Origin of the sequence: uncultured Ruminobacter sp., assembly GCA_902764345.1 — a bacterium.
Lineage (GTDB): Bacteria > Pseudomonadota > Gammaproteobacteria > Enterobacterales > Succinivibrionaceae > Ruminobacter.
The window spans coordinates 1-23,717 of the sequence record CACWVT010000024.1 but is presented as its reverse complement, the minus strand read 5'-3'; the positions used below and the strand labels follow the sequence as shown (position 1 = coordinate 23,717).

The window sequence follows — 23,717 nt, the reverse complement described above, 5'->3', positions numbered from 1 at the left end:
GGCACGGGAATATGTACATCTGGCTGTCCAACATCTTCATTCTGAGCCTCAAGGAGGTAAAGAGTCTCCTTAGTGACCTCATTCTGGTCGCACTTATGGTTTATTTCTTTACTGTGGCAGTTGTGGTGGCAGCCAAAGGTGCCAGCCAGGAGGTCCGAAACGCTCCCGTGGCCGTTGCGGATCATGATGTTTCCGCACTGTCTCTGAGACTTAGGGATGCGGTAAGACCTCCGCACTTCAAGATCCCTGAGTCGGTTTCCGACGATGCCGTGCAGCGTCACATGGATCTCGGTGATTATTATTTTGTGCTCGACATTCCCCCTAACTACGAAAAGGATTATCTTGACGGCAGAAATCCCCGCATTCAGATTCTGGTTGATGCCACGGCCATGACTCTTGCGGGAACGGGAACAGGGTACCTGAGCTCGGTTCTTGCGGATGAGCTCGGCAAATCGGCGACTGATTACGGCAGAACCGGACAGAGTCCGGCGGAGCCCGCCGTTCTGAAGGCCGAGCCCGTCATAAACGTGATGTTCAATCCCAATTCCTCAGCCATCTGGCAGATGGGCGTGGTACAGATTATCGGCAATCTCACCCTGCTGACGCTCATGCTTTCCGGAGCTGCGGTTATTCGCGAAAAGGAAAGGGGGACGATCGAGCACCTTCTGGTGATGCCTGTTTCCGCTTCGGAAATAGCCATTGCCAAGGTCTGTGCCAACGGCTCCGTCATTGTGCTGCTGGCTCTGGTTTCACTCTGGTGCATCGTGCATACCTGGCTGGGAGTGCCGATAGAAGGCAACATAGGACTGCTGGTGTCAGGAATGCTGATATACGTGCTGAGCTTTGCGTCCCTCGGAATTTTTCTTGCGGTTCTGGCTCCGTCAATGCCACAGTTCGGGCTTCTCTGCATTCCCGTATACATGCTGGTATACCTCCTTGCCGGTGCCACCAGTCCCGTGGAGAGCATGCCTGAGACCATGCAGAAGATAATTCAGATATCACCGACCGCACAGTTCGTGTCATTTGTTCAGGATGTGGTGCACCGTGGGTCGGGGCTTGAGGACGTATACCGCCGGCTGCTCATCATGCTCGGACAGGGCCTGTTCTTTCTGATACTGGCTCTTTCCCGGTTTAAATCGATGCTGTCCAGACAGTAGGACAGGCTTCGACAGAGAGGAATTTATCATGAGAAATGGCAATGACATTATTTTGAAGGAAGAAATCCGTGAATGCCGGAAACGCGGCGGACGAAATCCGCGTGCATCAGATGGAAACCGTGGATGTCTCCTTCTGTCGGAACTCATTATCGGAACGGCCCTGTCATTCTGCTCCGCGGGCTGTGCGCCGCTTTCCGTTGACAATACCCCTGAGGTGACCATTCCTGACAGTTATGAGGGCTTTATTCCGGGAGAAATGAATGAAAAGGAGCTTAACGAGTGGTGGCGTCTTTTTAATGATGATTATCTCAGTTATCTGATTGAAAAGGCTGTTATCAGTAACACGGACATCAGAACGGCGCGAATGAGGTACGGTCAGGCTCTGCATGAGGCCGGTATCAGCGAAGCGGATCTCGGACCTTCGGCTGTTCTTCACGGCATGGGTGCCGGCGGGCGGAGCGATGTGGAATCCTCAGGCAGAAGGTACGATTCCACGGACAGTCAGTCCGTACTTATGGCAGGTCTTCAGGCTTCCTGGGAGCCTGATCTCTTCGGTGAGAAGCAGAGTAAGCTTGACGCCGCAAGATACAGGGCTCTGGCGGCTCAGGATGCTGTTAATGCCGTCAGAACTTCAGTTACCGCACTGCTTGCCCGCAAGTATTTCGAGATACTGTATCTCCGGGAAAGAAAGACAGTGCTTAACGACGGCATATCAAACCTTAAGAGGCTTCGCAGCTATGCGGCGGGCAGATTCAGTGCCGGACAGGCCACGATGTATGACCTGACTGACATAGATGCGGGGATAACGGACATGGAGGCTCAGCTTTCGGTTCTTGACGATGCCGCGGCTTCGGCAGTCAGGGCCGTTGCCGTTCTTGCAGGAGAGCCTCCGCAGTCGTTCAGTCCTGAAAAAATGCCCGGAGGTCTGCCCGGAAAGATCCCGCTTCCTCCGGCCGGAGCTGTTCCCGGAGAGCTTCTGCTGCGACGTCCGGACCTCCTTTCTAAAAGAAATGAGGTGAATGCGGCGGCTTCCATGACGGCAGCCGCCATGGCCGACCTGTATCCCCGCTTCGAGATAAGCTTTCTGGGACAGCTCGGCAGAATAGAGATGCACTCAAGACCCGACATTGACTTCGGTGTCGGATTCATTACCGGATCCGTATCCGTGCCTGTATTTACAAACGGAAGAATCAGGGCTCGCATAGAGGCTGAAAACGCCTCCATGAAGGCGGCGCTTGCCGAATATGACGGGCTGATTCTGAAAGCTCTTAAAGAGGTTGATGACGGATATTACGGGGTTATGAGGCTTGGAGAAAGGGCCGAAAAGCTGAAGAAGGGGCGGGCGGAAGCGGAAAAGCTGCTTGCTGATGCGGATAAGCTCTTTAAATACGGCATGGCTGAATTTGATAAAAAGATTGAGGCAAAGAACAGGATTATTTCCTTTGATGAAAAAATCTGCGAGACGGAGTTCAACAGAATAGTCAGACTGATAGATCTTTACAAGGCTCTCGGCGGCGGGTGGGATTATCCCGCAGGAAAGGAAGCAGGCATCCATGGCGCTGCAGAGGCGGACGAAGGAAAAGCGGATTATACCTTCATACGGTAAACGCCGTGTGTGCAGTGTCTCCGTATTAGTGACGGCTTCCTTAAAAATCGTGTAAACAGGCCGCAGTTTTGGCTGAATGCTAAAAAAAGTCGTACAATGAAATCATGGCTATAAATGACAGTATCCGGAGAATTAACATGAATCAGCAGAATAACGGCGCCAGGGATGCGGATTTTGATGATCACTACGGGGATTACGGATTTGTCTCCCACAGGGATCCCGGACTCGGCATCTTTAACGTCAATTTTATAAGAAGTCCCGGACACAATCGCGGATATTCGGTTATTGATGCCCTGAAGACCTGCATAAACAAGCTCTTCATAATCAGGGGCCGGGCCTGCAGATCAGAGTTCTGGTGGTACATGCTTGTTGTATGGATACTGGTGATTCCGCTTATTCCGCACCTGCTGACCAATAACATTGTGGTCATGATTATTGAATATGTCTTAAATATTTCCGTGGTGGCGGTTGCGGTCAGAAGACTTCACGATAAGGATAGGAGCGGACTCTGGGTGCTTCCGGTGTTTATCCCGTATCTCGGGTTCCTGTACACTCTGCTTCTGATGTTCTGCTTCTGCTTCAGGGGAACTCCGAAGGCCAATAAATACGGTGTTGATCCGCTGGCATAGCACGGCCGTGCCGGAGTGCGCCACGGGGAAACCCGTGGCTGCGGAAAACCGGCGGAGACCGGTTGTCCATCCGGAATGCGGTATTCTATTCCTTTTTTCCTGTTATGATTTCGGTGCGTGATCTGTCGGATCTTGCCGGATCATCAAAAATGATTTTCCTGATGTCCTCAGCCTTTATTCTGCCGGAAATCGGATTCTTGATACTGTCGATGACACTGTTTATTTCCGCTTCCACCGTTGAGTACTCGAAAGCCAGGTTGGTGTTAAGCAGGGTGCAGTCTTCAAGAATGACGTTATCCATGTAGCAGAAGCCCTGCAGACTTTCAATGACGCAGTTTATGAACTTTACGTTTTTGGCGTTCCAGCCTATGTATTCTCCCGAAATGAAGGAGTTTCTCACCTCCACGTTCTCGGCATTCCAGAATGAATCCTTGGACAGCATGCGGGCATTGTCGATGACTATATTTCTGGCTCCGTCAAACGAGTAGTTGCCTAACAGCTCAAAGTCACTGATTTCCATGTTTTCACTGTTCATGGCAAAGTAGTTTCCTTTGGCATGAACCCTGTTCATAATAACGTCGCGACAGTGCCACAGTGTTTCATCGGCATTGGGAATCGACACGCCGTTAAGACGGATGTTAGAGCTTCTTCTGAATGTCTTGGGTGCCTCGATGATGCAGTCGGTCATGTCAATGCCGTCCGTATACCATATGCCGGCTCTTGCGGTATCAAAAAGGGTACAGTTCTTCAGGCTGAATCTCCGGCCGTACCACATGGGATACTTCCATTTAAAGAAGGAATTTCTGAGGGATATGTCTGACGCTTCCTTGAGCGGGGATTCTCCGTCCGCAAAGGTTGAGTTTATGATTTCGAGGTCTTTTGCCTGGAACAGGGCTCTTTCACCGGTTAAGAGCTCCTGATTTATAATTTTTGTCATGTCTGCTCCTGAATGTTTAGTTTATCTCTTAATTATATAACTATTTTGTCATTTTGTCGGAACTCTTGGTACCTTCTTATATTCCTCATGATAAGGAAAAAATCAGGAAACTGCAGTAAGATGCAGAGCGTCTGACCGGGAGCCGTTTTCAGACAGACGGATGAGCAGAAGGGAATGGCGTAAGCCGGGAGGCGGAAGTAACGTACGGACAGGGTTGGAAAGACCTGAGCATGGGGTAGGTGATGAAAAACTGTGCCGAATGCACATCAGACTGAAAATGTCAGGTCTCTGTCCTTGTGTTATGTAGGGATCAGATGCCTGCTCCCATCATCATCTCATTCAGGTTAATGCGGTCGATTTCGGCCAGATCCGCAATGGAGGTGTTGTCAACCACATCGTTAATGCTCTGATTAAGCTTTTCCCAGAGATGATATGTCGCACAGGAGTATTTTCTTTCACACGGAATACCGTTGTTTTCCAGACACGGTACGGGGGAAAGATCTCCTTCGGTCAGTCTGAGAATGGTTCCGACGCTAATGTCTTTTGGATTTTTTGCCAGCTCGTAGCCGCCCTGTGTGCCTCTTTTGGCATTAACCACGCCGCCGCGACGCATCAGGCCGATTATCTGTTCGGCGTATTTTTCAGATATGTTTTGTCTTTCTGCCAGTTCCTTGAGACGAACCGGTGTTGTCTGGTCAAATTTTGCCAGCTCAATCATGAGACGAAGTGCATATCTGCCTTTGGTTGAAATCTTCATACTGACTCCTTATGTCTTGAAATGTGTTTTCTCATAGAGTTAATACATACTAAAATAATATGTTTTAAATCATATGGTAATTTATAGTAAAAATTTTTATATGTTTATAATATAAGTATAACAAAAGAATATAAATAAATTATTCTTATTATTCTTAAAATATTGTTTATTATTATTATTAAAAAAACGTCAGGTAATATTACTATTAATAGATAGGAATTTACAAGTTAAGATTTTGTGAATTCGGAGGTAAATCCATATTTTAGATTATTTCCTATCAGAATTAAGGTAATTAACGGACACATTTCAGGAAATTGTTCAGGGGGTTGTTTTTTTCTGTATCTGAATCGTTGCCCCGTAAGGCCTGAAGGCAGGTTCCCGTCGAACCGAAGCCTTCAGCGGCTCAATGTTGCTGATAAATGAGTCTCTCGGGCATGTTTTTCCTTCCCGGCTGCCGCCGGCATGATTGACCGGGATCCGTCTGTATGTCTGTATTTCATGCTCTGCATCGCATAAAACGTATTTCAGAATAATAACTACCGGTTATTTTATGTACATAACATTAACCGTGCAGGCACGGTGTTATTATTATTTTTAACGGCAGTGGAACATGGAAGGGAAGACATAGAACAAGTCTGAATCCTTTGCCGCCGTTTCATTTCGTGATAAGTAAGGAGATGCCTATGAAAATGAATTTTATCAGAGCCGGACTGCCCGGACTGTGTTTAATGGCTTCATGTTTCTGTTTTTCTGCATGTTCCAGTCAGAACGGGGCATATGCTGATTCCGAAGACTGCAGTGCCGGTAATGATACCGTCTATCAGGTTGCACAGCTTCATTCTCTTATTCAGGGCTATTATGACGGCGTCATAACCGTCGGTGATCTCAGAAAACACGGCAACATCGGTCTGGGAACATTTCAGGGAGTGAACGGTGAAATGATTGTTCTTGACGGAACCGTGTATCAGGCCGTCAGTGACGGAACCGTGGTTTTACCTCCGGATTCCGAAACCGTACCGTTTTCAAATGTCACGTTCTTCGAGGAGGATGCCTCCATTGAGCTGAAGAATATCGGCAGCATGGCTGAACTGAAGGATTCTCTGGATGCTTTTGTTTCTTCCCACGGAAAGAATCTTTTCTATACAGTCAGAATAACCGGTGAGTTCCCATACGTGAAGGCGAGAAGTGAAAGGGCGCAGAAGAAGCCGTACATTCCTCTTGACGAGGTTATGGCACGGGATCAGATTGAGTTCTCATTCAGGAATCAGCGTGGCACTATCGTAGGCATGTATTTCCCGGGATTCATGGATAAGCTTAATGCTGCGGGGTGGCATTTCCATTTCATTACTGAAGACCGATCCAAAGGCGGTCACGTCATGGACGTAAGCTTTGACAGTGCCGTTGCCGGAATTGACGTGGCTGATGAATTCCGGATGATCATGCCGAAGGACGGTGATTACCAGAAGATGAATCTTGAAAAGAACGTTGATGAGGCCATCAGGGTAACCGAAACCGGTTCGAAGGACTGATAATTCCATACATGCCGCACATCCGGTCCGTCCGTTCCGTATTCGTGGGGCGGGCCGGTGCGGCATTTCTTATCCGTATGGTAAAATTAAGAATAATGTTTAACGTTTTACCGGACTGACCGTATAATTATAGCCGGTCACATGTTTACACGTCTGTTTCATGTTCTCATTCAGTACATAATTTTTTAGGCAAACACATGAACATACCTGCCTCAAGCTATTCTCTGGACATGATGTCCTCCCTTATCTGTGCCACACTGGTTCTTATTGCCGGCTATCTCTTCAAAAGGATGCTTCCGTTTCTCCGTAAGTTTTTTATTCCGGAACCGGTTATTGGCGGAATCTTTTTTGCCACACTTGTTTTCTTTGCCCATGAATACTTTAACGTCGAATTTTCCTTTGACGGTCAGCTGAAGGATCTGACGATGATGATGTTCTTCACGTCGATTGGTTACATGGCTTCGTTTAAGCTGCTCCTCAGGGGAGGTAAAGAGGTGCTCCTTTTTGCCGTATGTACCGTTCTGCTCATATTCTGTCAAAATTTTACAGGTGTCGGCATGGCATGGCTTTTTCACGAGAACCCTCTTCTGGGACTTGCAACTGGTTCGATTTCCCTTATCGGAGGTCACGGTACTTCTGCGGCGTTCGGTGTTGAGCTGGAAAAGGCGGGGCTTGCAGGTGCGGTGTCGGCTGCCGTTACATGTGCCACCTTCGGTCTTATTTCAGGATCTCTCATTGGCGGTCCTCTCGGAAAGTTCATAATAAAGAGACACGGAATCAGGACATATGCGGACAAAGCTGACTGTCAAAATGAAAAGGACGATGATTCTGCTTCGGTAGGTGCTCCCGTGGAAGAGATAAAGCTTCTTCATGAGGATTCTCTCGGTGTTGCCCTGATTTGCATATTTACGGCAATAGCCTGCGGCAGCCTTATCATGAGAGAACTGAGTGCATTGGGAATTGTGCTTCCCGCATATCTCGGACCAATGGTTGTTGCGTGCTTCATCCGAAACATTGCCGATTTGTTCAGGCGTCCGGTCCCGGATCATGCTGTCAGGGTCTGTGGCGGTCTGGCTCTGCAGTATTTCCTGGCATTTGCGCTGATGAATCTCCATCTGTGGGATCTTAAGAGTCTGGCACTGCCGATAGTGGCAACGCTGTTTGTTCAGTGCATCGTGCTGGTACTGTTTGTTTATTTTGTGACGTTCAGAATAATGGGAAAGTCATATGAGTCTGCAGTGCTGTGCTGCGGTCAGTGCGGTTTCGGAATGGGGGCTACTCCGAATGCCCTGGCCAATATGGCCACGCTGTCATCCTATTACGGTGAGGCTTCGAGGGCGTTTTTCGTGGTATCAATAGTCGGTTCCCTGATTATCGATTTTGTCAACGCCATAATAATAACCGGCTTCCTGCATGTGCTGTAACGATTTGCATTACCTGCGGTGATAGTACAGTATGATGAATTAAATGACACTATTTGTACATGTATTTCCGGAAGATGAAGCTCTGGTGGATGTTACATAAATTAATTCTGACGGATTGAACCGTGATTTTTCCATTCAGTCCGTACTTTTGTTCAGAAATGTCCTGTTATGAGAGGTTGAGAGCCATGAATGACATCAATAATGACGGGTATAGGGACGGTTCCGTATTCCATTCTTCAGATTCTTCCGTATATTCAGGAACTGATGCCGATGACGGACACTATTTCAAAAAAGGCTCAGGCATGGCAAAGGTCGTGTACCGAAATTCCCATGAGAACCGGGATTTTCCCGAAGGTGACCCGAGACACGGTGCCGGGCTGAATTTCTGCAAATGGATTACCTCCGAACAGCCCGGAACCGCAGAACATTTTTCCTTTAACGGTAATCTTAATGCGATTATTGAAAGCCGTCTTGAACCGAATGCTTCTCTCGGTCTGCATACCCATTATGATACGGAGGAATACTACTACATCCTTGATGGGAAAATTTTTGTGGAATGCCGTGACAAAAACGGTTCTGTTTACGGTAAGGAGCTTAAGGCCGGTGATCTGCACCGCATCTCGGCCGGCATGAGTCACTATGCGAAAGCCGGTTCCGAAGGTGTCAGATTTCTGGCGATTATTGTGAGGGCCGGATGATTATGAGAGTTGCTGTTATAGGATTGCATTGGGGGCATGTGCACATAAACGCATACAGGGCTCTCGGACATGATGTGGTAGCTGTTGTCGACGCGGATTATGATTACTGTAATAAGGTCGGGGACATGTACGGGATCCCTTTAAGATATTCCTCGGCTGATGAACTTCAGAATCTTAAGGTTGACGTGGTTTCGGTAGTTGTTCCGGCTAAACATCACAATGAGGTTTTGAGAAAGGTGATGAAGCTCGGCTGCGCCGTTATCTGTGAGAAGCCTGTTCTCGGTTTTACTGCTGCTCCTGACATGTATGACGGACTTCGTGACGACATCTTTTTTAACTATGCATATCCGTTTTTACGGGATATCGGTGTGTTTTACGAAAAACTTAAAGGCATGGGAAAGCTCAGGAGAATTGAAATAGAATGTCTCTATAACCTTCCCTTGAACGAGGGAATGAGTACGGAGGAAATGTTTTTTGAGACCGTTTCACATCCTGTGGCTCTTATGGTTCATGCCGTTCCTGACATTGTATCTGCCGTGAGAACCTCCGAGACGTCAGTTCTGGCTGAATCTTCAGGTGGAACCGAAATCTGCATCGTCTGCAGAAAGGAGGATTCCATTAAGGGAATAAGGCACAGAGTGACGGTGAAGGGATCCGATGAACTGGTTCTTTCAGGAGGATTTACCTTAGGCTCAAACTGGCACTATCTTCCTGTTATGTTCAACGGCAAGCCTGTTTCCGGCGAATACTGGCCCGAGGAGGATCCCTGGTATACGGCTAACAGGAATTCCATTGACTGCATCCTGCGTTATTTCTCTCATGAGCAGAGTATGGATGATACGCTTAAGGCAGGTGCATTCTGTCTTAAGAAGGCTATGATTGTCGAGAATATTCTGAATTGCCTGAAGAACTCACGGTAATTACGGATTTTAGGCTGATTTCTGGGATTTGTTCTCCGTCACGTAACAGTGCACAACCTGCACTGTTTTTGTGACAGTCTGTGAGTTTACTGAAACCTTTCCTTTAAGGGGAGAGATGGGTACGTTAGAATTACAGTATCTCTTGTAATTTTGTGCATGCTTTTATGTACGCGTTCTAAAGGGGAAATGTTCATGCAGAAACATCGTTTTTTATGTCTTTTGACTGTAGCAGTGCTTGCTTTTGGGCAGGCGGCCTCTGCGGATACGGGAAAAAATGTGTCCAGAAACAGTGTGGGCTATGATGTGGCCGGTACGGATTCAAGATATAAGAACAAGTCAAAATATCCGTCATTCGCCGCTTCCCCGAAAAGCGATTACGCTGATGCCATTATGCTTCTCCCGGCACCTCCGGCAGAAAACTCCAAGCGTTTTGAGATAGACAAGGATGTTTATCGTGAGAACATGAAAAAATACAGGGGAACAAGAGTTTGGGAAGAGGCAAAGAATGCTACCAAGATCGACGGAGAATCAGTTGCCGAATTCTTTTCTTCCGCCATGGGAATCAAAATGAGCAGAAGCACCACTCCTAAGCTGGTGTACCTTATTGAGAACTCTCTTGGGGACTTCCTGGAACCGGGTAACAATGCAAAGCGGTATTACAAGCGCAAGCGTCCTTTTGTGTATTTCGACGATCGTACGTGTTCTACTCCTGATGAAGATCTTAAGCATGAAAGGGACGGTTCATACCCGTCAGGGTACTCAACCTATGGCTGGGGTGTGGCTCTGATCCTTACCGAAATCAATCCGAAACGAAGCAATCAGATTCTTGAAACCGGACTCAGAATGGGACAGAACAGGGTTATCTGCGGTTTCCACTGGCAGTCCGACGTTGACTGGGGGCGTACTCTCGCATCCTATATTGTGGCTGAGCTTCATACTCTGGATAACTTCAATAAGGCTCTTGCTGAAGCCAAGGAGGAGTTTGCCAAAGTGTCAGGGGAACAGAAAAAGTCCAGAATAAGGTCCAGATAGATTCCGGATAAAGCATAAAAATAAATCCCGGCATACCGCCACAACATACTGCGGGTGCCGGGATTTCATATTTATTCGGCGAGGCGTTTTTTTACTCCTCGATCATAATTAACACGGAAACGGAATATCAGTTCCGTGCATTCTCAGCCTGAGGAGCCTGTTCGTCGGCGTTCTTTTTTTCCGCACTGTTTTCAGTTACGGTGTTTCTGTTGTCGTATTTGGTTCTTGCTTCGTTTGAACGTTCAAGATCCTCTCCGCTTAAAGGCCATCCGCCAAGACGTCTGAATTTGTTTACGAAGTAGCAGAAGAGTTCCGCTTCCCTGTCCGTATCGTATGCGGCATCGTGGGCACTGTCAGCCTCAAACGGAATGCCTGCTGAATCGCAGGCCACGGAGAGAACCGAGTGACCCAAAAACAGTGAGGCAAGGGTTGCGGTATCAATAACCGTAAAAGGGTGGAACGGATTGCGCTTGTATTTGAGTCTTTCAGCGGCAGCCATTATGAAGGAGTGGTCAAAATGAGCATTATGACCGATGAGAACAGCTCTTTTGCAGCCTGCTGCCTTAACCTTCTTGCTTAGCTGCTTTAAAATCGGGAGCAGCCCTGTTTTTTCATCCACGGCCTTTCTTTCAGGATCAAACGGATCAATCCCCAGAAAACGTATGTTGGCCTCTTCGATCACTGAATTAGGGAATGGTTTCAGATTACAGTGAATCAGTTCATCCTTTTCAAAATCCCCGTTTTCATTAATCTTTAAGGTACAGAATGCCACTTCCAGAAGGGCACTGGTTTTGGGATCAAATCCGGCCGTTTCCACATCTACCACTACAGGGTAGTAGCCCCTGAATCTCTGTGATATATCCTGAATGCTGGCGTTATTTTCAGATACTATACTTTCTGACATGCTTCTGCCTTTGATTTATTATTGCGTATTTTGGGACGGTAGGTTTTGCCGCCACCGTCCCGCGTGCATGACGACCCGTTCCGGCATGCATCAGCTATCTTTACAGCGCAGTGCCCCGAGACATGTTGCAGCGGCTTTTCGGCACCATGACGGAACATCACACGAAACGAGGCTATGATACAGTATACGCATTTCAATTACAATTCATTTGCATTTACTGAAAAGGATAAGGTTTATGCAGAAATTTTCTGACACTGCTGTCTTCTTCAGAGCCATGCGGTGTAAAAACAGAAGTTTTATAGGCGAAAAATTTTGTCAAATTAAAATGAATCATAGGAATAAAAAATTGGATCATTTTGTCATTTTTGCTGTTATAATCTGCAAATCGTATATTTAATTATACGTTTTACTGGTTTAAGAATATATGTGGAACGGTATTATGCTTAATTACCGCAGGGTAATGCCGCATTTTGCGTCTCACGATAGTCTTACAGTGTGTGTTTTATAATAACTAAAATTATATCGGAATCAGTCAGTGGCCTCCGGTGAGCCCGCTGGTACGATTATAATGATTCTGACAATCATCTAATGAACTGAAATTTATTTTGGTTTAATAAAGGAATGTTTGTAATGAAAAATATAATAATCTCTGCGGTTGGCTGCATGCTGGCCTCAGTTTCTTTTGCCGGTGAAATGAATTTGCCTGACGGATACGAAGTAGTTTCTTCAGAAAAAGCATCCGTTGTTATTGTCAATGCCTCAACTTCAGGTCTGATGTCTTACAACAGATTTTCTGCAGAAGGCAAGAAGTCTTTCGTAGAGAATGACATTACTGAAATCATCCCTTCCTTCAGCTGCAGCGAAGGTGTCCTCATGAATCCTCATAAGCTTATCGGAACAGGATGCTATTTTGACGGCGGTACTCCTATTAACATTGTTCTGTATCTTGATAACGGACATGATCTTATTCATTCCGTATCAGTCAATGACAAGGTTAACGAGTCAGAGGTTGTGACTTTTGCAAAAAACTTTGCAAATAAATAAGACACAGGCGCCCCTGATGGTATAACATGATCATTGTTAGCTTCCTGTATTGCTTCCGCGGAAAATTATTTAAGGGAGAGTTTCTGCAAAGGAATAATCCCGTTTGTCTGAAAATATAATTTTTATTGTATTGGCATTTTACTCGTACGATTTTCTGCTGAATGTATGGGGGTTTAGCACTGAAGCGCAGTCGGAGCTTTCCGGCTGCGTTTTTTTATGGATTCACGGCTGCGTGAGAGGCTAGCCGGTGAGACAGGCGGGATCAAAGACGTATTTCCCGTTAAGGAAATTCTTTATTTCATTTATTTCGGCAAGCTCGTTGCGGATTTTTTCCGTTTCACCGACGTCCGTATCCGTAATGCTGCCGTCAGCAGGAACCGCTCCGCTGAGGGCTGATTTCTTTTCCAGAAGCATTTCATCAAGAAGGCGGAGCAGGTCGTTTCTTTTCAGGTCCGTGATTTCGCTTACCGGAGTGGAAGCAAAAAGCTCGGTGCATGTTCCCATGAAATCCGTAAAACTGCCGCCNNNNTGCTTCCGCTATGAGTTCGGCGTTATCCGTTTCCAGAGCCTTTCGCAGGGAGGCAAGAGGAAAGAGATTCAGAAAGGTCTGTTTCATCGGATTTACGGCTATTCCTGAGGCAAGTGAAGGAATCAGATTTCTGCCGGAGAACGGCTTTAGGTAAAGGTAGTCGCTTGCCTTTCTGCCGTCGTTTACAGGGTAGTTGTCCCAGATGAATGGTCTGCGTCCGAGAATTTCCGCCGCCAGCAGGAGATCCTTTTCCGTATATTCGGTGCTGATGACCTTTGAACCGGTCCAGAAGAAGTCAACGCTGTCAGGCAGCCCCTTCAGTAAATCGGAATGATAGCACTCAGGCATTTTTCCGAACACCTTTTCGAGAATCGGATCCGTGGTGTAAAAGCTTGAACAGGTAATCAGGCGGATTCCGTACGGAGTCAGAACGTCGAGACATTCTCTTATAAAGATATTCTGCAGGACGCCTTCATGTTCAAGGGAGATTTTCATGTCGTCAAAGAGCAGTGCCAGGTAATCAGGATGCAGTTCTTCGGCAAGATGCTTTATCTGACGCCTGAATACCGGCAGGTATTTTCTGCTGTCTGCCGTTGCCCCGAGCGGAGAAAAGCCGATTCCGAATTTCATGCCCGTTGATTTAATCTTTAGGGCAAGCTGTTTAAGGGCGGACGTGTATTCCGCAGTGAATTCCTCACTCCATCGGGATCTGAGACACGGGTCGTTCTTTGGAGCGTAGATGTAGAAATTGAGCCCCATGCGGGGAAGCCTTTCGATAAAGGTCATGCGTGACCGCATGTCCCACGGGGTCCCGAAAAAGCCTTCTATGATGCCGACGGGAAAATCCTGCTGTTTCTTCAGTGAGTTATGTGAACCTGTTGCTGTCATGATTGAATCCTGAGTCTGAAATGAAAATGGCTGCTTTCTGCCTTTATGTATCAGGGAACAATAAAGATTGGAGCGGCTCATTCCTGAGGCCGTCACTAACGGAAAATGATATCAGCAAAGGTATGAAAAAGCATGGACGGAGTTTTGAATTTGCTTATGAAGACGTTTTTGTTTTGATAAGTGTATATTTCTTGTTCATATTTACGAAAAAAACTTTCAAATATTTCTTTTTGTGAAGCAGGTCAGGTGGTTAGAGGGTATTTTTGAGTTTACAGAGCCCGTTTGTCGCATTATAATGCGGTAATTTTTAATAAGGTTTACTTTGTTCCCGCACATCCGTTTTAAAGTTGCGGGAATGCAATACTTAAATTATTTTAAAAATTGATTGATAAGGTTTTTAAAATTTAACTACTATTATTGAGGTGAAAACATGCAAGTTTCCGTTGAATCATCAGAAGGTTTAAATCGTAAGATCAAAGTTGTTATTCCGGCAGAAGAATACAAGAAGACATATTATGCCGTAGTACGCAAAATCGGTAAGACCAGCCGTATCCCTGGTTTCAGAAAGGGTAAGGTACCTGATGATGTAGTTATTAAGCAGTTCGGCTATCAGATTAAGGATGAATCAGTTAATGATATCATCAGCAAGTCAATGTACCAGGCTCTTAATGAAGCAAAGATCGAAAATATTGCAGATTCAATGCCTTTAATTGAAAACATTGAAGATACCGGTATCAGCAATGATTTCGCATATACCTTCTCAGTTGAAGTATATCCTGAAGTTGACTTCGCCGAAGGCGTTGAAAGCGTTGAATTCAAGAAGGTTGTAGGCAACATCACCGAAGCCGACATCGACAAGATGATTGATACCCTCTGCCGTCAGCAGGGTTCATGGGAAGCTTCAGAAGCTGAAATCGCCAAGGATAATCTCGTACGTATCAACTTCGAAGGTTTCAAGGACGGTCAGGCTATCGACAAGACCAAGGCTGACAACTATCCAATCATCATTGGTTCAAGCCGCATGATCCCTGGTTTCGAAGATCAGTTAATCGGTCACAAGGTTAACGATGAATTCGAATTCAACATCACTTTCCCAGCTGACTACCACGCTGAAGACCTCGCAGGTGTTGAAGTTCTGTTCAAGGTTAAGGTTAACGAAGTAATGCTTCGCAAGCCTGCTGAATTAAACGACGAACTCGTTAAGAGCTTCGGCGTTGACGGCGGTGTTGAAGCTTTCCGTGCTGACGTTAAGAAGAACATGGAACGCGAACTTAATCAGGTTGTGTTCAGAGAAAACAGCGATGAAGTTATCGGCAAGCTCGTTGCTAAGTACGGTAACATCGAATTACCTTCAAGAGAAGTTGAAAACCTGTTCAACAACGTTAAGAAGGATCAGAAGAATGCAGACGAAGCTAAGTTAAAGGCTTCTTGCGAAAACATGATCAAGCAGAAGATCATCGTTGGCGCCGTATGCAGAAAGTACGGCATTACCCTTGACGAAGCACGTGTAAATGCATTCATCGATTCAATCGCTTCAGCATACGATCAGGCTGAAGAATTCAAGAAGGCTCTTGCAAAGAACCCTGAACAGCTCCAGAACATCCGTAACCGTGCAATGTTCGAACAGATCGTTGACGAAGTTCTCGCAAAGGGCAAGGTTACCGAAGAAAACAAGAGCTTCTACGAACTCGTTAACCATAACTTCTAATATGCCTTAGCCTCTGTGAGGCAGAGTCATAGTTGATTTTATGAATGTCAGACCCGGCTTATGCCGGGTCTTTTATTTGCGGGCGGAATTTTCTGATCCGGCTCAGCTGACCGCGTGGCGGATACGCGGTGTGGTTTTGCTGGTGAACGGAATCATGGGTTCTGTTTGAGTTGGGTTATGCCACTGTTTTATTTTTAGACAAAGTGCAGTAATGTGGTATTTATTATGTGTGCTGTGAGATGTTTTAACGTCGGTGGTGTGTAAATATTTAACATTTTCATATATAATTGTGCTTCAGATATTTACGGTCGCGGAGAAGCTCCGTGTCGTTTACCGAGACAGAATTTATTTAATGTTGATAGAGGAATTGGATTATGTCCGCAATCACTGATGCAACCACCATGTCCACACTGGTTCCCTATGTTATAGAACAGACTGCTAAAGGTGAGAGATCTTATGATATCTACTCACGTCTGCTCAAAGATCGTATTATATTCCTCACCGGCGAGGTAGAGGATCACATGGCTAATCTGATTTGTGCCCAGCTGCTTTTCCTTGAATCAGAAGATCCCGATAAAGACATCTACATGTACATCAATTCACCTGGTGGAGTAGTAACCGCAGGTATGAGTATCTATGATACCATGCAGTTTATCAGACCGGACGTTGTTACCGTGTGCATGGGACAGGCCTGTTCAATGGGCTCTTTCCTGCTGACTGCGGGAGCAAAAGGCAAGAGATATTCTCTTCCAAGTTCAAGAATCATGATTCATCAGCCTCTCGGCGGTTTCAAGGGACAGGCTTCCGATATTGAAATCCATGCGCGTGAAACCCTGAGAATCAAGGAAGAACTGAACAGAAAGCTGGCTCTGCATACCGGCAGAACCTATGAGGAAATTCTTGCGGCCACAGACAGGGATAACTTTATGTCAGCCGAAGAAGCAAAGAATTTCGGTCTGATTGACGATGTGATTACCAAGCGCCCATAATTCAAAAAGGTTAGTAAATGTCAAATAACAAAGATAACAAGAACGAACCGTTGCGTTGCTCATTCTGCAACAAGTCGCAGTTTGAGGTACGGAAGCTGATTAAAGGTGTTGATCAGGGGGTATACATCTGCAACGAATGTATCGACCTGTGTAATGACATTATCACCAAGGACCGTCTGAAGTCCGAAGCCAACGAACGCAAGGGAGATATATCCAAGGAGCTCGAGGCTCTGCCTACTCCTCATGAGATTAAGGAGCATCTTGACGATTACGTTATCGGTCAGGAAAGAGCCAAGAAGATTCTGTCAGTTGCGGTTTATAATCACTACAAGCGTCAGCTCGTAAACGACAAGTATGACGGTGTTGAACTCAATAAGTCAAATATTCTGCTCATCGGTCCTACCGGTTCAGGTAAGACTCTGCTTGCCCAGACTCTGGCAAGACTGCTGAATGTTCCGTTCGCAATGGCTGATGCCACCACTCTTACCGAAGCTGGTTACGTGGGTGAGGACGTGGAAAACATTATTCAGAAGCTTCTGCAGAACTGTGATTATGACGTGGAAAAGGCTCAGCGCGGTATCGTGTTTATCGATGAAATCGACAAGATTTCCCGTAAGTCAGACAATCCGTCAATCACCAGAGACGTAAGCGGTGAAGGCGTGCAGCAGGCTCTGCTCAAGCTTATTGAAGGTACCATTGCTTCCGTTCCTCCTCAGGGCGGCAGAAAGCATCCTCAGCAGGATTTCGTGCAGGTTGACACTTCCAAGATTCTGTTTATCTGCGGCGGTGCATTTGCAGGCATCGACAAGATTGTTGAAAAGCGTGTTGAAAAGAATTCAGGCATCGGCTTCAATGCTACCGTTTACGGTAAGCAGGATGAGCTTAATCTTAGCGAGAAGATTGCCAAGGTTGAGCCTGATGATCTTACCAAGTTCGGTCTTATTCCGGAATTCATCGGTCGTCTGCCGGTTATAGCGACACTCGATGAATTAAGCCGTGAAGCCTTAATCAATGTTCTTACCGAACCTAAGAATGCGATTACCCGTCAGTTCAAGGCACTGTTCAAGCTTAACAAGGTTACCCTTGATTTCACTCCTGATGCTCTTACGGCAATGGCTGAGAAGGCAATGGAGCGTCATACCGGTGCCAGAGGTCTGCGTTCAATCGTGGAATCAATGCTTCTTGATACCATGTATGATTTACCTTCCAGTACCGAGGTTGCCAAGGTTATCATTGACGGTGATGTTGTAAACGGCGTCAAGGATCCCGTGCTCATTAGGGATGATGAGTTCTTTAAAAAATAGGACTCATTTCGTTTCGTCCCGGAGTAACTGCTTCGGAATGATTCGGTGATGATATGTCAGACAGCCCGTTCCGCAAAAAGGGGAACGGGCTGTCTCTTTCTTAATGTATTGTTATGCAATCCAGCATCGATTGGTACGTGTGCCTGAGGCTTTAACGGCCGGTCGTGAACCTGAGCCCGGTCAGATAGGTTGAATAATGTACAAACGAATGTAAAAAATGTGGCATCGTTCTTGAAATCAGCTATTATCAGCCATATTTAAATACTGTATATTATATTTTATGATTAATCATGTATAAAAATTCATTTGCAGTAATGAATTACGGACAGTAAGGAATCGTTTATGGTTCAAAGAAGAAAGAAAACCAAGTTCATACCGGTATTGGGATTAAGTTATCCGGTCATCTCAATGTCTATGCTGCCGATAACCCCGTATCCGCGAATTGAAAAGATTCTTGAGGAATCCTGCTCAAAGAATACGGATTTTATTTTGGTGTATCATCCGGATGAATCTCTGAAGGACTGTTCCGTTGAGGAACTGCAGGAATCCTATGCCTGTCTTGCATCCGTTTCCAGCAGAGAGAATTTCAGTGACGGTTCTCATGCGTACATCGTCTGTGTTAAAGGCAGGGTGACTGTCGACGACATCAATCGTGTAACCGATTTTGTGGATGAGTCAAACTTCGAGTTGCTTGCCACCTATAAGCCTCTTTTCCTTGTACCTTATGACAATGAAATGGTAAGCGAGGCCATGGTGCGTCAGGACATGCTCATGGAGTACAAGAAGTTCGCAATGAGCCATAACGGTCACATAAATTCAGAAATGATTAAGGTAATTGAGGAGGGGGCTCCTTCATTTACCCTTTTCTGTGACAGTATTGCTTCAACCGTTCTCTTTGATGAAAAGCAGAGAGCGGAATACATTTCCTTAAAGAGTGAGAATGAACTTGCCGAATTTCTTATGACCGTCATGGCTATGGATGCCAAAAACCAGCAGATGATGGAGCAGATTCGTGACAGGGCAAAGGAAAGTATTGAAATCAATCAGAAGATTTATTTCCTGAGTGAACATCTCAAGTCTGCCCAGCAGGAGCTTAAGAACCTGAAGAACAGCAGGGCACAGATTGACGGCGGTCAGGATGCGTCTTTTGCCGATGACGGACTGCAGGAGAACGTGGACGAGGTTGCGGTTCTCCGTACCAAGATTAAGGAAGCCGGCATGCCTGATGACGTTGCCGAAAAGTGTAATGCCGAACTCCGTAAGCTCGCAATGCAGCCGGGATTCAGCCAGGACGCCGCCATCAGCAGAAACTATATTGAAACCATTCTGGCCCTTCCATGGAACAAGAGTTCCGAACTGAAAAAGGATCTTAAAGGGGCAGAGGAAATTCTGGATCATGATCATTACGGTCTGGACAAGGTTAAGGAAAGAATTCTGGAATACCTTGCCGTACAGAACCGTGCGGACAGACTCCATGCGCCGATTATCTGCCTTGTAGGACCTCCTGGCGTGGGTAAGACTTCACTCGGTGTGTCAATTGCGAAGGCCACCGGCAGAACCTATGTGCGCGTAGCCCTCGGCGGCATGCGTGACGAGGCTGAAATCAGAGGGCACAGACGTACATATGTCGGCGCTCTTCCGGGCAAGATTATTCAGAAGCTCATGAAGTGCGGTGTTAAGAATCCGCTGTTCCTGCTGGATGAGATCGACAAGATTTCCACCGACAGCTACAGGGGCGATCCGGCCTCAGCGCTGCTTGAGGTACTTGATCCTGAACAGAACAAGAGCTTTACCGATAACTATCTTGAGGTTGATTTTGACCTGTCAGACGTTATGTTTGTCGCAACTTCAAACAGTCTGAACATTCCTCCGGCACTCCGTGACCGAATGGAAATAATCAATCTGAGCAGCTATACGGAAGAGGAAAAGCTTCATATTGCCAGAAATCATCTTATTCCTAAGCAGATGACTGACAATAACGTGAAGGATGATGAAATCAACTTTACCGATGAGGCTATACTCTCTCTTATAAGAAACTACACCAGTGAAGCCGGCGTGCGTAATCTTGAAAGGGAAATCGGCAGACTCTGCAGAAAGACCGTTAAGGAAATCATGCTGAGCTCCGGAAAGGTTACCCATATCGACATTACCGGGGAAACCGTCAAGAAGATGCTCGGACCTTGGGTGTTCGATCATACTGACATTACCCTGGACAACAAGGTCGGTATTGTGAACGGTCTTGCGTATACCTCAGTCGGCGGTGAGATACTTACCATTGAGGCCTCAAGCATTCCGGGATTCGGTAAGCAGGTTTATACGGGTAAGCTCGGTGAGGTAATGAGAGAATCAATTTCAGCCGCCTTTACGGTTGTACGCTCATACATTGCCGGACTTGGCTATACACCTAAATACTTCAGACAGAATGATTTCCATATCCACTGTCCTGAAGGTGCGATTCCGAAGGACGGACCTAGTGCCGGTATCGCAATGTGTACCGCCATCATAAGCGCCATTACCGGAACTCCGGTAAGGGGTGACGTTGCCATGACCGGTGAAATCACCCTTCGCGGAGATGTTCTTCCTATCGGTGGAGTTAAGGAGAAGCTTATCGGTGCCGTAAGAGGCGGAGTAAAGAAGGTTCTTATTCCTCACGGCAACGTAAAGGATCTTGAAGAAGTTCCTGAATCAACCCTGAAGGCTCTCACCGTTGTGCCTGTTAAGCATATCACCGAGGTGTTCAAAGAGGCCTTGTGCGGACCTATAAAGAAGTTCAAGCCAAAGGCCGGTGATGAGTCCGAGGAACTTCCTCCGAATCCTGATGATGAAAACGAGTTCGGAGAGGTATTTGAGGAGGAAAAGGAAAAAGCCGTAACTAAGAAAAAGACGGTGAAGAAAACGGCCTCCAAAGCCTCCGGCAGCTCCAAGGCTAAGAAGGATGACTCCGCGGCAAAGACAACAGTCAAAAAGAGCTCCGGCGTGAAGAAGACTTCAACCGCATCGAAGCCTGCAAAGAAGACGACTAAGTCTCAGGATAAGCTGGATGCCGGTGCAGAGGACAGAATTTCTTCAGCAAAGGATGAGTTCGTCCGCGGCGGAGATGATCTTACAAGATCTTCCGAAGAGTTTACCGACGGATTGGATAACGACAGCGTCGAGATTTCATAGGATATTGCGTAAGTTATCATGAGTGACGGCCCCTTTACGACATCAGTGCGTAAAGGGGCTGCTTTTTTGGGGACGATTCAGACTGCACGGAGCCTACCCTCCAGCATGAAAAAATGTGGATTAAAGCTCCGTTTGAGATGCACGAGCAGATAAAGGAGCTGGGAGCTAAGATAGTGGTGTTGAGGAAAAAGACAAAAACAAGAAAGTTTTCTATGAAATGTTGTTGGATTATATGAGAGATGTGGAGCACAAAGTGAGATCTGAACAGAAGCCGTCATGTTTTCAGCAGGCACTTGAATACGTGATATACAAGAAAGACAAGTGTGAAGAGCAGGTTGCTCAGGAGCTCAATCTGACAATTGAGGAATTTGAAAGAAAAAAGAAACAGATACCTTCACCAGAAGGGGATTATCCGTAATAAAATCCTATCTCAAGCTAAGCAAGGAAGACTGTTCTTATTTACTGGACTAAATTGTTTAGCTCATATGATAACCTTGTCCCCAGTCAGTTTGGCTGGTTTTTTTTTGTTTGTTTTCAGTTTCAAATATCATCAGATACTTTCTTGAAATTATTGAGTGCTTGTATTACAATGTAATACAGGTAGAACAATATTTTATAGGAGGCAGTATGTCTATATCTCTCAGATTAAACGATGTTGATACTGATATTATTAAATCATATGCATCAATGCGTGGAATGACTGTATCAGAACTGATTCGCAGAATTGTTATGGATCATATTGAAGAAGAATTCGACTTGAAAGAATATGAAAAGGTTTATGCTGAATACAAGAAGGATCCTATTACTTATACTCTTGATGACGTTATTAAGGACTTGGATTTGGCATGAGTTATACAGTTCTTTTCACTCAAAAAGCTAAAAAGCGGTTATCAGAGTTAGACAAGACTACAGCAAAACTGATAACTTCCTGGTTGAAGAAAAATTTAGAAGGATGTGAGAATCCTGAACCTCTAGGCAAGGCTTTAGTTGCAAACAAATCCGGTCAATGGAGGTATAGGATTGGTGTTTACAGAATATTAGCTGAAATTAAAGACGAAAAAGTTATAATTTTATTTTTGCAAATATAAATAATTTTTTAAAATCCTTACATAGAAAGCGGAAAGTGTATAAGGATTTATAGTTGGTTGGTAGGGATGTTGGAATGTTACTTCAGTTTAATTTTAAAAACTTCAGATCTTTTAAAGATGAGGCAATTTTAGATCTCACTGTTCAGAAGAAAAGTGATGCTTCAGATAGTTTCTTTTCTTTGGGGAACGAGTCGGTTTTACCAGTCACAGCCGTTTATGGTGCTAATGCCAGCGGAAAATCCAATTTGTATCAAGCTTTTGTATACATGTCTAGATATGTTATTCGTTCTTTTATGTATGGTGATGAAACCAATAATGTCAGTGCACCGACTCCTTTTTTGTTTGATAATGAATCAGCAAAAGACGATTCCTCATTTGAGGTGTATTTTTCGATAGCAAATGGTGAATCAGAGACTGTATACAACTATGGTTTCTGTGTTAATAGATATAAGGTTACTGAAGAGTGGCTTAATAAGAAAGATAAAGACAGGGATGAATACTCATTAGTTTTTTATAGAGGCGGTGAGCAAAATGAATTGGATTTATCAGGGATTCAAGAGGATAGTCAGCAGAATATAAAAGTTGCACTTTGGGATCAAGTTTTAATAGTTTCACTTGGTGCAAAATTAAAGATTGCTGAATGTAAAGAGATAAGAGATTGGTTTTTAGCTAATGAGCTTACTGATTTTGCCTCTCCTGATACAAACATAGTCATGGACACAAAAGTACGTGCTAGCTTTATTGAGAGTAAGGAGGAGCAGAAGAATATTGTTGATTTTCTGGCCTCTTTTGATGGACATATAAAGGATTTTAAAATTGATGTGGAAGAAAGAGGTAACGGTGATAAAGCCTATAAAATAAGTACCTTGCATAAAAAAAATAATTCAAGTGAAATGGCTGAACTCCCTCTCAGATATGAGTCAGCTGGAACTTTGAAGATGTTTTCTTTATACCCTGATTTAAAAGAAGTTTTAGAAAAAGGTAGTGTTTTTTTCATTGATGAATTAAATGCTAGACTGCATCCTTTGTTAGTTAGAAACATTTTAATTACTTTTAAAAATCCAGAAATAAATGTAAATCGTGCACAATTGGTATTTACTGCCCACGATACGTGGCAATTAGCTAATCATGTATTGAAAAAAGAAGAAGTGTGGTTTGTAGAAAAAGATAAAGATGGCAAATCACAATTATATTCTTTAGTTGATATTCCTGACGTTGTTGATTTTAATCAAGATGACTACTTATTAGGAAAGTTTGGAGCTATTCCAGAATTAAGAAGAATGGAATTTAATAAGTAAGTCGGGAGTGATGTAAGAGATGATGTAGGTTCTACCTTTTTTGTCTGTATAACTGGAGAAATTCCACTTGATGTCTGTTGAGTCTGTCATATAAATAGTCCATTAGATATA

The 23,717-nt window shown here is 45.1% G+C and carries 22 protein-coding genes; 17 read left to right on the top strand and 5 right to left on the bottom strand.

Annotation, left to right across the window (positions count from 1 at the left end):
• Positions 1-11: 11 nt before the first annotated feature.
• The 3 genes from QZU58_RS05785 to QZU58_RS05775 all read left to right on the top strand — a co-directional run bounded on the left by QZU58_RS05785 (position 12) and on the right by QZU58_RS05775 (position 3,392).
• The gene (locus QZU58_RS05785; protein ID WP_294495657.1) at positions 12-1,157 is read left to right on the top strand and encodes an ABC transporter permease; all 1,146 of its coding nucleotides are present in this window, start codon (positions 12-14) and stop codon (positions 1,155-1,157) included.
• A 28-nt stretch (positions 1,158-1,185) separates the two neighbouring features.
• On the top strand, positions 1,186-2,763 hold the full coding sequence (locus QZU58_RS05780; RefSeq protein ID WP_294495656.1) for a TolC family protein: 1,578 nt from the start codon (positions 1,186-1,188) through the stop codon (positions 2,761-2,763).
• A 137-nt stretch (positions 2,764-2,900) separates the two neighbouring features.
• Positions 2,901-3,392 (top strand): DUF805 domain-containing protein, encoded by a 492-nt coding sequence (locus QZU58_RS05775; protein WP_294495655.1) that lies wholly within the window; start codon positions 2,901-2,903, stop codon positions 3,390-3,392.
• A gap of 85 nt (positions 3,393-3,477) precedes the next feature.
• Here QZU58_RS05775 and QZU58_RS05770 read toward each other — a convergent pair whose 3' ends face one another.
• Together QZU58_RS05770 and QZU58_RS05765 are read right to left on the bottom strand one after the other, a co-directional pair.
• On the bottom strand, positions 3,478-4,329 hold the full coding sequence (locus tag QZU58_RS05770; protein ID WP_294495654.1) for a DUF3737 family protein: 852 nt from the start codon (positions 4,327-4,329) through the stop codon (positions 3,478-3,480).
• Positions 4,330-4,639: 310 nt separating this feature from the next.
• Positions 4,640-5,086, bottom strand: coding sequence for an Rrf2 family transcriptional regulator (locus tag QZU58_RS05765; RefSeq protein WP_294463223.1), 447 nt, complete (start codon positions 5,084-5,086; stop codon positions 4,640-4,642).
• A 683-nt stretch (positions 5,087-5,769) separates the two neighbouring features.
• Here QZU58_RS05765 and budA point away from each other — a divergent pair.
• The 5 genes from budA (at position 5,770) to QZU58_RS05740 (ending at position 10,689) form a co-directional block, all read left to right on the top strand.
• Positions 5,770-6,615, top strand: coding sequence for an acetolactate decarboxylase (gene budA / locus QZU58_RS05760; RefSeq protein WP_294463537.1), 846 nt, complete (start codon positions 5,770-5,772; stop codon positions 6,613-6,615).
• A 197-nt stretch (positions 6,616-6,812) separates the two neighbouring features.
• Positions 6,813-8,039 carry a sodium/glutamate symporter gene (gltS, locus tag QZU58_RS05755; protein WP_294495652.1) on the top strand — a complete coding sequence of 409 codons (1,227 nt, stop codon included), beginning with the start codon at positions 6,813-6,815 and terminating at the stop codon, positions 8,037-8,039.
• 185 nt (positions 8,040-8,224) lie between these two features.
• Complete coding sequence (locus QZU58_RS05750) at positions 8,225-8,737, top strand: cupin domain-containing protein (protein ID WP_294495650.1); 513 nt, start codon at positions 8,225-8,227, stop codon at positions 8,735-8,737.
• Positions 8,738-8,739: 2 nt separating this feature from the next.
• Positions 8,740-9,657, top strand: coding sequence for a Gfo/Idh/MocA family oxidoreductase (locus tag QZU58_RS05745; protein ID WP_294495648.1), 918 nt, complete (start codon positions 8,740-8,742; stop codon positions 9,655-9,657).
• Positions 9,658-9,849: 192 nt separating this feature from the next.
• On the top strand, positions 9,850-10,689 hold the full coding sequence (locus tag QZU58_RS05740) for a phosphatase PAP2 family protein (RefSeq protein WP_294495646.1): 840 nt from the start codon (positions 9,850-9,852) through the stop codon (positions 10,687-10,689).
• Positions 10,690-10,816: 127 nt separating this feature from the next.
• On the opposite strand, the gene rnt is transcribed toward QZU58_RS05740, so the two are convergent.
• Entirely contained in the window at positions 10,817-11,593 is a 777-nt protein-coding gene (gene rnt / locus QZU58_RS05735) for a ribonuclease T (protein ID WP_294461014.1), read from the bottom strand.
• 630 nt (positions 11,594-12,223) lie between these two features.
• Between rnt and QZU58_RS05730 the strand changes: the two genes are divergently transcribed.
• A complete protein-coding gene (locus QZU58_RS05730) occupies positions 12,224-12,637 on the top strand; it encodes a hypothetical protein (RefSeq protein ID WP_294495644.1) in 414 nt (137 codons plus the stop codon).
• A 240-nt stretch (positions 12,638-12,877) separates the two neighbouring features.
• On the opposite strand, the gene QZU58_RS05725 is transcribed toward QZU58_RS05730, so the two are convergent.
• On the bottom strand, positions 12,878-13,141 hold the full coding sequence (locus QZU58_RS05725; RefSeq protein ID WP_294495642.1) for a hypothetical protein: 264 nt from the start codon (positions 13,139-13,141) through the stop codon (positions 12,878-12,880).
• A complete protein-coding gene (locus QZU58_RS05720) occupies positions 13,056-14,054 on the bottom strand; it encodes a beta-N-acetylglucosaminidase domain-containing protein (protein WP_294495640.1) in 999 nt (332 codons plus the stop codon). The genes QZU58_RS05725 and QZU58_RS05720 overlap by 86 nt, the downstream gene beginning before the upstream one ends.
• 430 nt (positions 14,055-14,484) lie before the next feature.
• On the opposite strand from QZU58_RS05720, the gene tig reads away from it, so the two are divergent.
• From tig to QZU58_RS05680, 8 genes are all read left to right on the top strand, one after another.
• Positions 14,485-15,762, top strand: a complete 1,278-nt coding sequence (tig, locus tag QZU58_RS05715) for a trigger factor (protein ID WP_294495638.1) — start codon at positions 14,485-14,487, stop codon at positions 15,760-15,762.
• A gap of 374 nt (positions 15,763-16,136) precedes the next feature.
• Positions 16,137-16,751, top strand: coding sequence for an ATP-dependent Clp endopeptidase proteolytic subunit ClpP (gene clpP / locus QZU58_RS05710; RefSeq protein WP_363174821.1), 615 nt, complete (start codon positions 16,137-16,139; stop codon positions 16,749-16,751).
• Positions 16,752-16,768: 17 nt separating this feature from the next.
• Positions 16,769-18,055 (top strand): ATP-dependent protease ATP-binding subunit ClpX, encoded by a 1,287-nt coding sequence (clpX, locus tag QZU58_RS05705; RefSeq protein ID WP_294461028.1) that lies wholly within the window; start codon positions 16,769-16,771, stop codon positions 18,053-18,055.
• Between the two features lie 342 nt (positions 18,056-18,397).
• Positions 18,398-21,220 (top strand): endopeptidase La, encoded by a 2,823-nt coding sequence (lon, locus tag QZU58_RS05700; RefSeq protein WP_294495636.1) that lies wholly within the window; start codon positions 18,398-18,400, stop codon positions 21,218-21,220.
• Between the two features lie 253 nt (positions 21,221-21,473).
• On the top strand, positions 21,474-21,638 hold the full coding sequence (locus QZU58_RS05695) for a hypothetical protein (protein ID WP_294495634.1): 165 nt from the start codon (positions 21,474-21,476) through the stop codon (positions 21,636-21,638).
• A 209-nt stretch (positions 21,639-21,847) separates the two neighbouring features.
• Positions 21,848-22,069: a type II toxin-antitoxin system RelB family antitoxin gene (gene relB, locus QZU58_RS05690; RefSeq protein ID WP_294495632.1), complete on the top strand. Its 222-nt coding sequence runs from the start codon at positions 21,848-21,850 to the stop codon at positions 22,067-22,069.
• Positions 22,066-22,308 carry a type II toxin-antitoxin system RelE/ParE family toxin gene (locus QZU58_RS05685; RefSeq protein ID WP_294461035.1) on the top strand — a complete coding sequence of 81 codons (243 nt, stop codon included), beginning with the start codon at positions 22,066-22,068 and terminating at the stop codon, positions 22,306-22,308. The genes relB and QZU58_RS05685 overlap by 4 nt, the downstream gene beginning before the upstream one ends.
• 74 nt (positions 22,309-22,382) lie before the next feature.
• Complete coding sequence (locus QZU58_RS05680) at positions 22,383-23,606, top strand: ATP-binding protein (RefSeq protein ID WP_294495630.1); 1,224 nt, start codon at positions 22,383-22,385, stop codon at positions 23,604-23,606.
• The last annotated feature ends 111 nt before the right edge of the window (positions 23,607-23,717 follow it).

Coding starts and splice junctions, on each gene's coding strand:
- gltS (WP_294495652.1), top strand. CDS start 6,813: ATGAACATACCTGCCTCAAGCTATTCTCTGGACATGATGTCCTCCCTT.
- QZU58_RS05770 (WP_294495654.1), bottom strand. CDS start 4,329: ATGACAAAAATTATAAATCAGGAGCTCTTAACCGGTGAAAGAGCCCTG.
- QZU58_RS05740 (WP_294495646.1), top strand. CDS start 9,850: ATGCAGAAACATCGTTTTTTATGTCTTTTGACTGTAGCAGTGCTTGCT.
- clpX (WP_294461028.1), top strand. CDS start 16,769: ATGTCAAATAACAAAGATAACAAGAACGAACCGTTGCGTTGCTCATTC.
- QZU58_RS05780 (WP_294495656.1), top strand. CDS start 1,186: ATGAGAAATGGCAATGACATTATTTTGAAGGAAGAAATCCGTGAATGC.
- lon (WP_294495636.1), top strand. CDS start 18,398: ATGGTTCAAAGAAGAAAGAAAACCAAGTTCATACCGGTATTGGGATTA.
- budA (WP_294463537.1), top strand. CDS start 5,770: ATGAAAATGAATTTTATCAGAGCCGGACTGCCCGGACTGTGTTTAATG.
- rnt (WP_294461014.1), bottom strand. CDS start 11,593: ATGTCAGAAAGTATAGTATCTGAAAATAACGCCAGCATTCAGGATATA.
- relB (WP_294495632.1), top strand. CDS start 21,848: ATGTCTATATCTCTCAGATTAAACGATGTTGATACTGATATTATTAAA.
- QZU58_RS05775 (WP_294495655.1), top strand. CDS start 2,901: ATGAATCAGCAGAATAACGGCGCCAGGGATGCGGATTTTGATGATCAC.
- QZU58_RS05725 (WP_294495642.1), bottom strand. CDS start 13,141: ATGGGAACATGCACCGAGCTTTTTGCTTCCACTCCGGTAAGCGAAATC.
- tig (WP_294495638.1), top strand. CDS start 14,485: ATGCAAGTTTCCGTTGAATCATCAGAAGGTTTAAATCGTAAGATCAAA.
- QZU58_RS05730 (WP_294495644.1), top strand. CDS start 12,224: ATGAAAAATATAATAATCTCTGCGGTTGGCTGCATGCTGGCCTCAGTT.
- QZU58_RS05750 (WP_294495650.1), top strand. CDS start 8,225: ATGAATGACATCAATAATGACGGGTATAGGGACGGTTCCGTATTCCAT.
- QZU58_RS05745 (WP_294495648.1), top strand. CDS start 8,740: ATGAGAGTTGCTGTTATAGGATTGCATTGGGGGCATGTGCACATAAAC.
- QZU58_RS05785 (WP_294495657.1), top strand. CDS start 12: ATGTACATCTGGCTGTCCAACATCTTCATTCTGAGCCTCAAGGAGGTA.
- QZU58_RS05765 (WP_294463223.1), bottom strand. CDS start 5,086: ATGAAGATTTCAACCAAAGGCAGATATGCACTTCGTCTCATGATTGAG.
- QZU58_RS05680 (WP_294495630.1), top strand. CDS start 22,383: ATGTTACTTCAGTTTAATTTTAAAAACTTCAGATCTTTTAAAGATGAG.
- clpP (WP_363174821.1), top strand. CDS start 16,137: ATGTCCGCAATCACTGATGCAACCACCATGTCCACACTGGTTCCCTAT.
- QZU58_RS05685 (WP_294461035.1), top strand. CDS start 22,066: ATGAGTTATACAGTTCTTTTCACTCAAAAAGCTAAAAAGCGGTTATCA.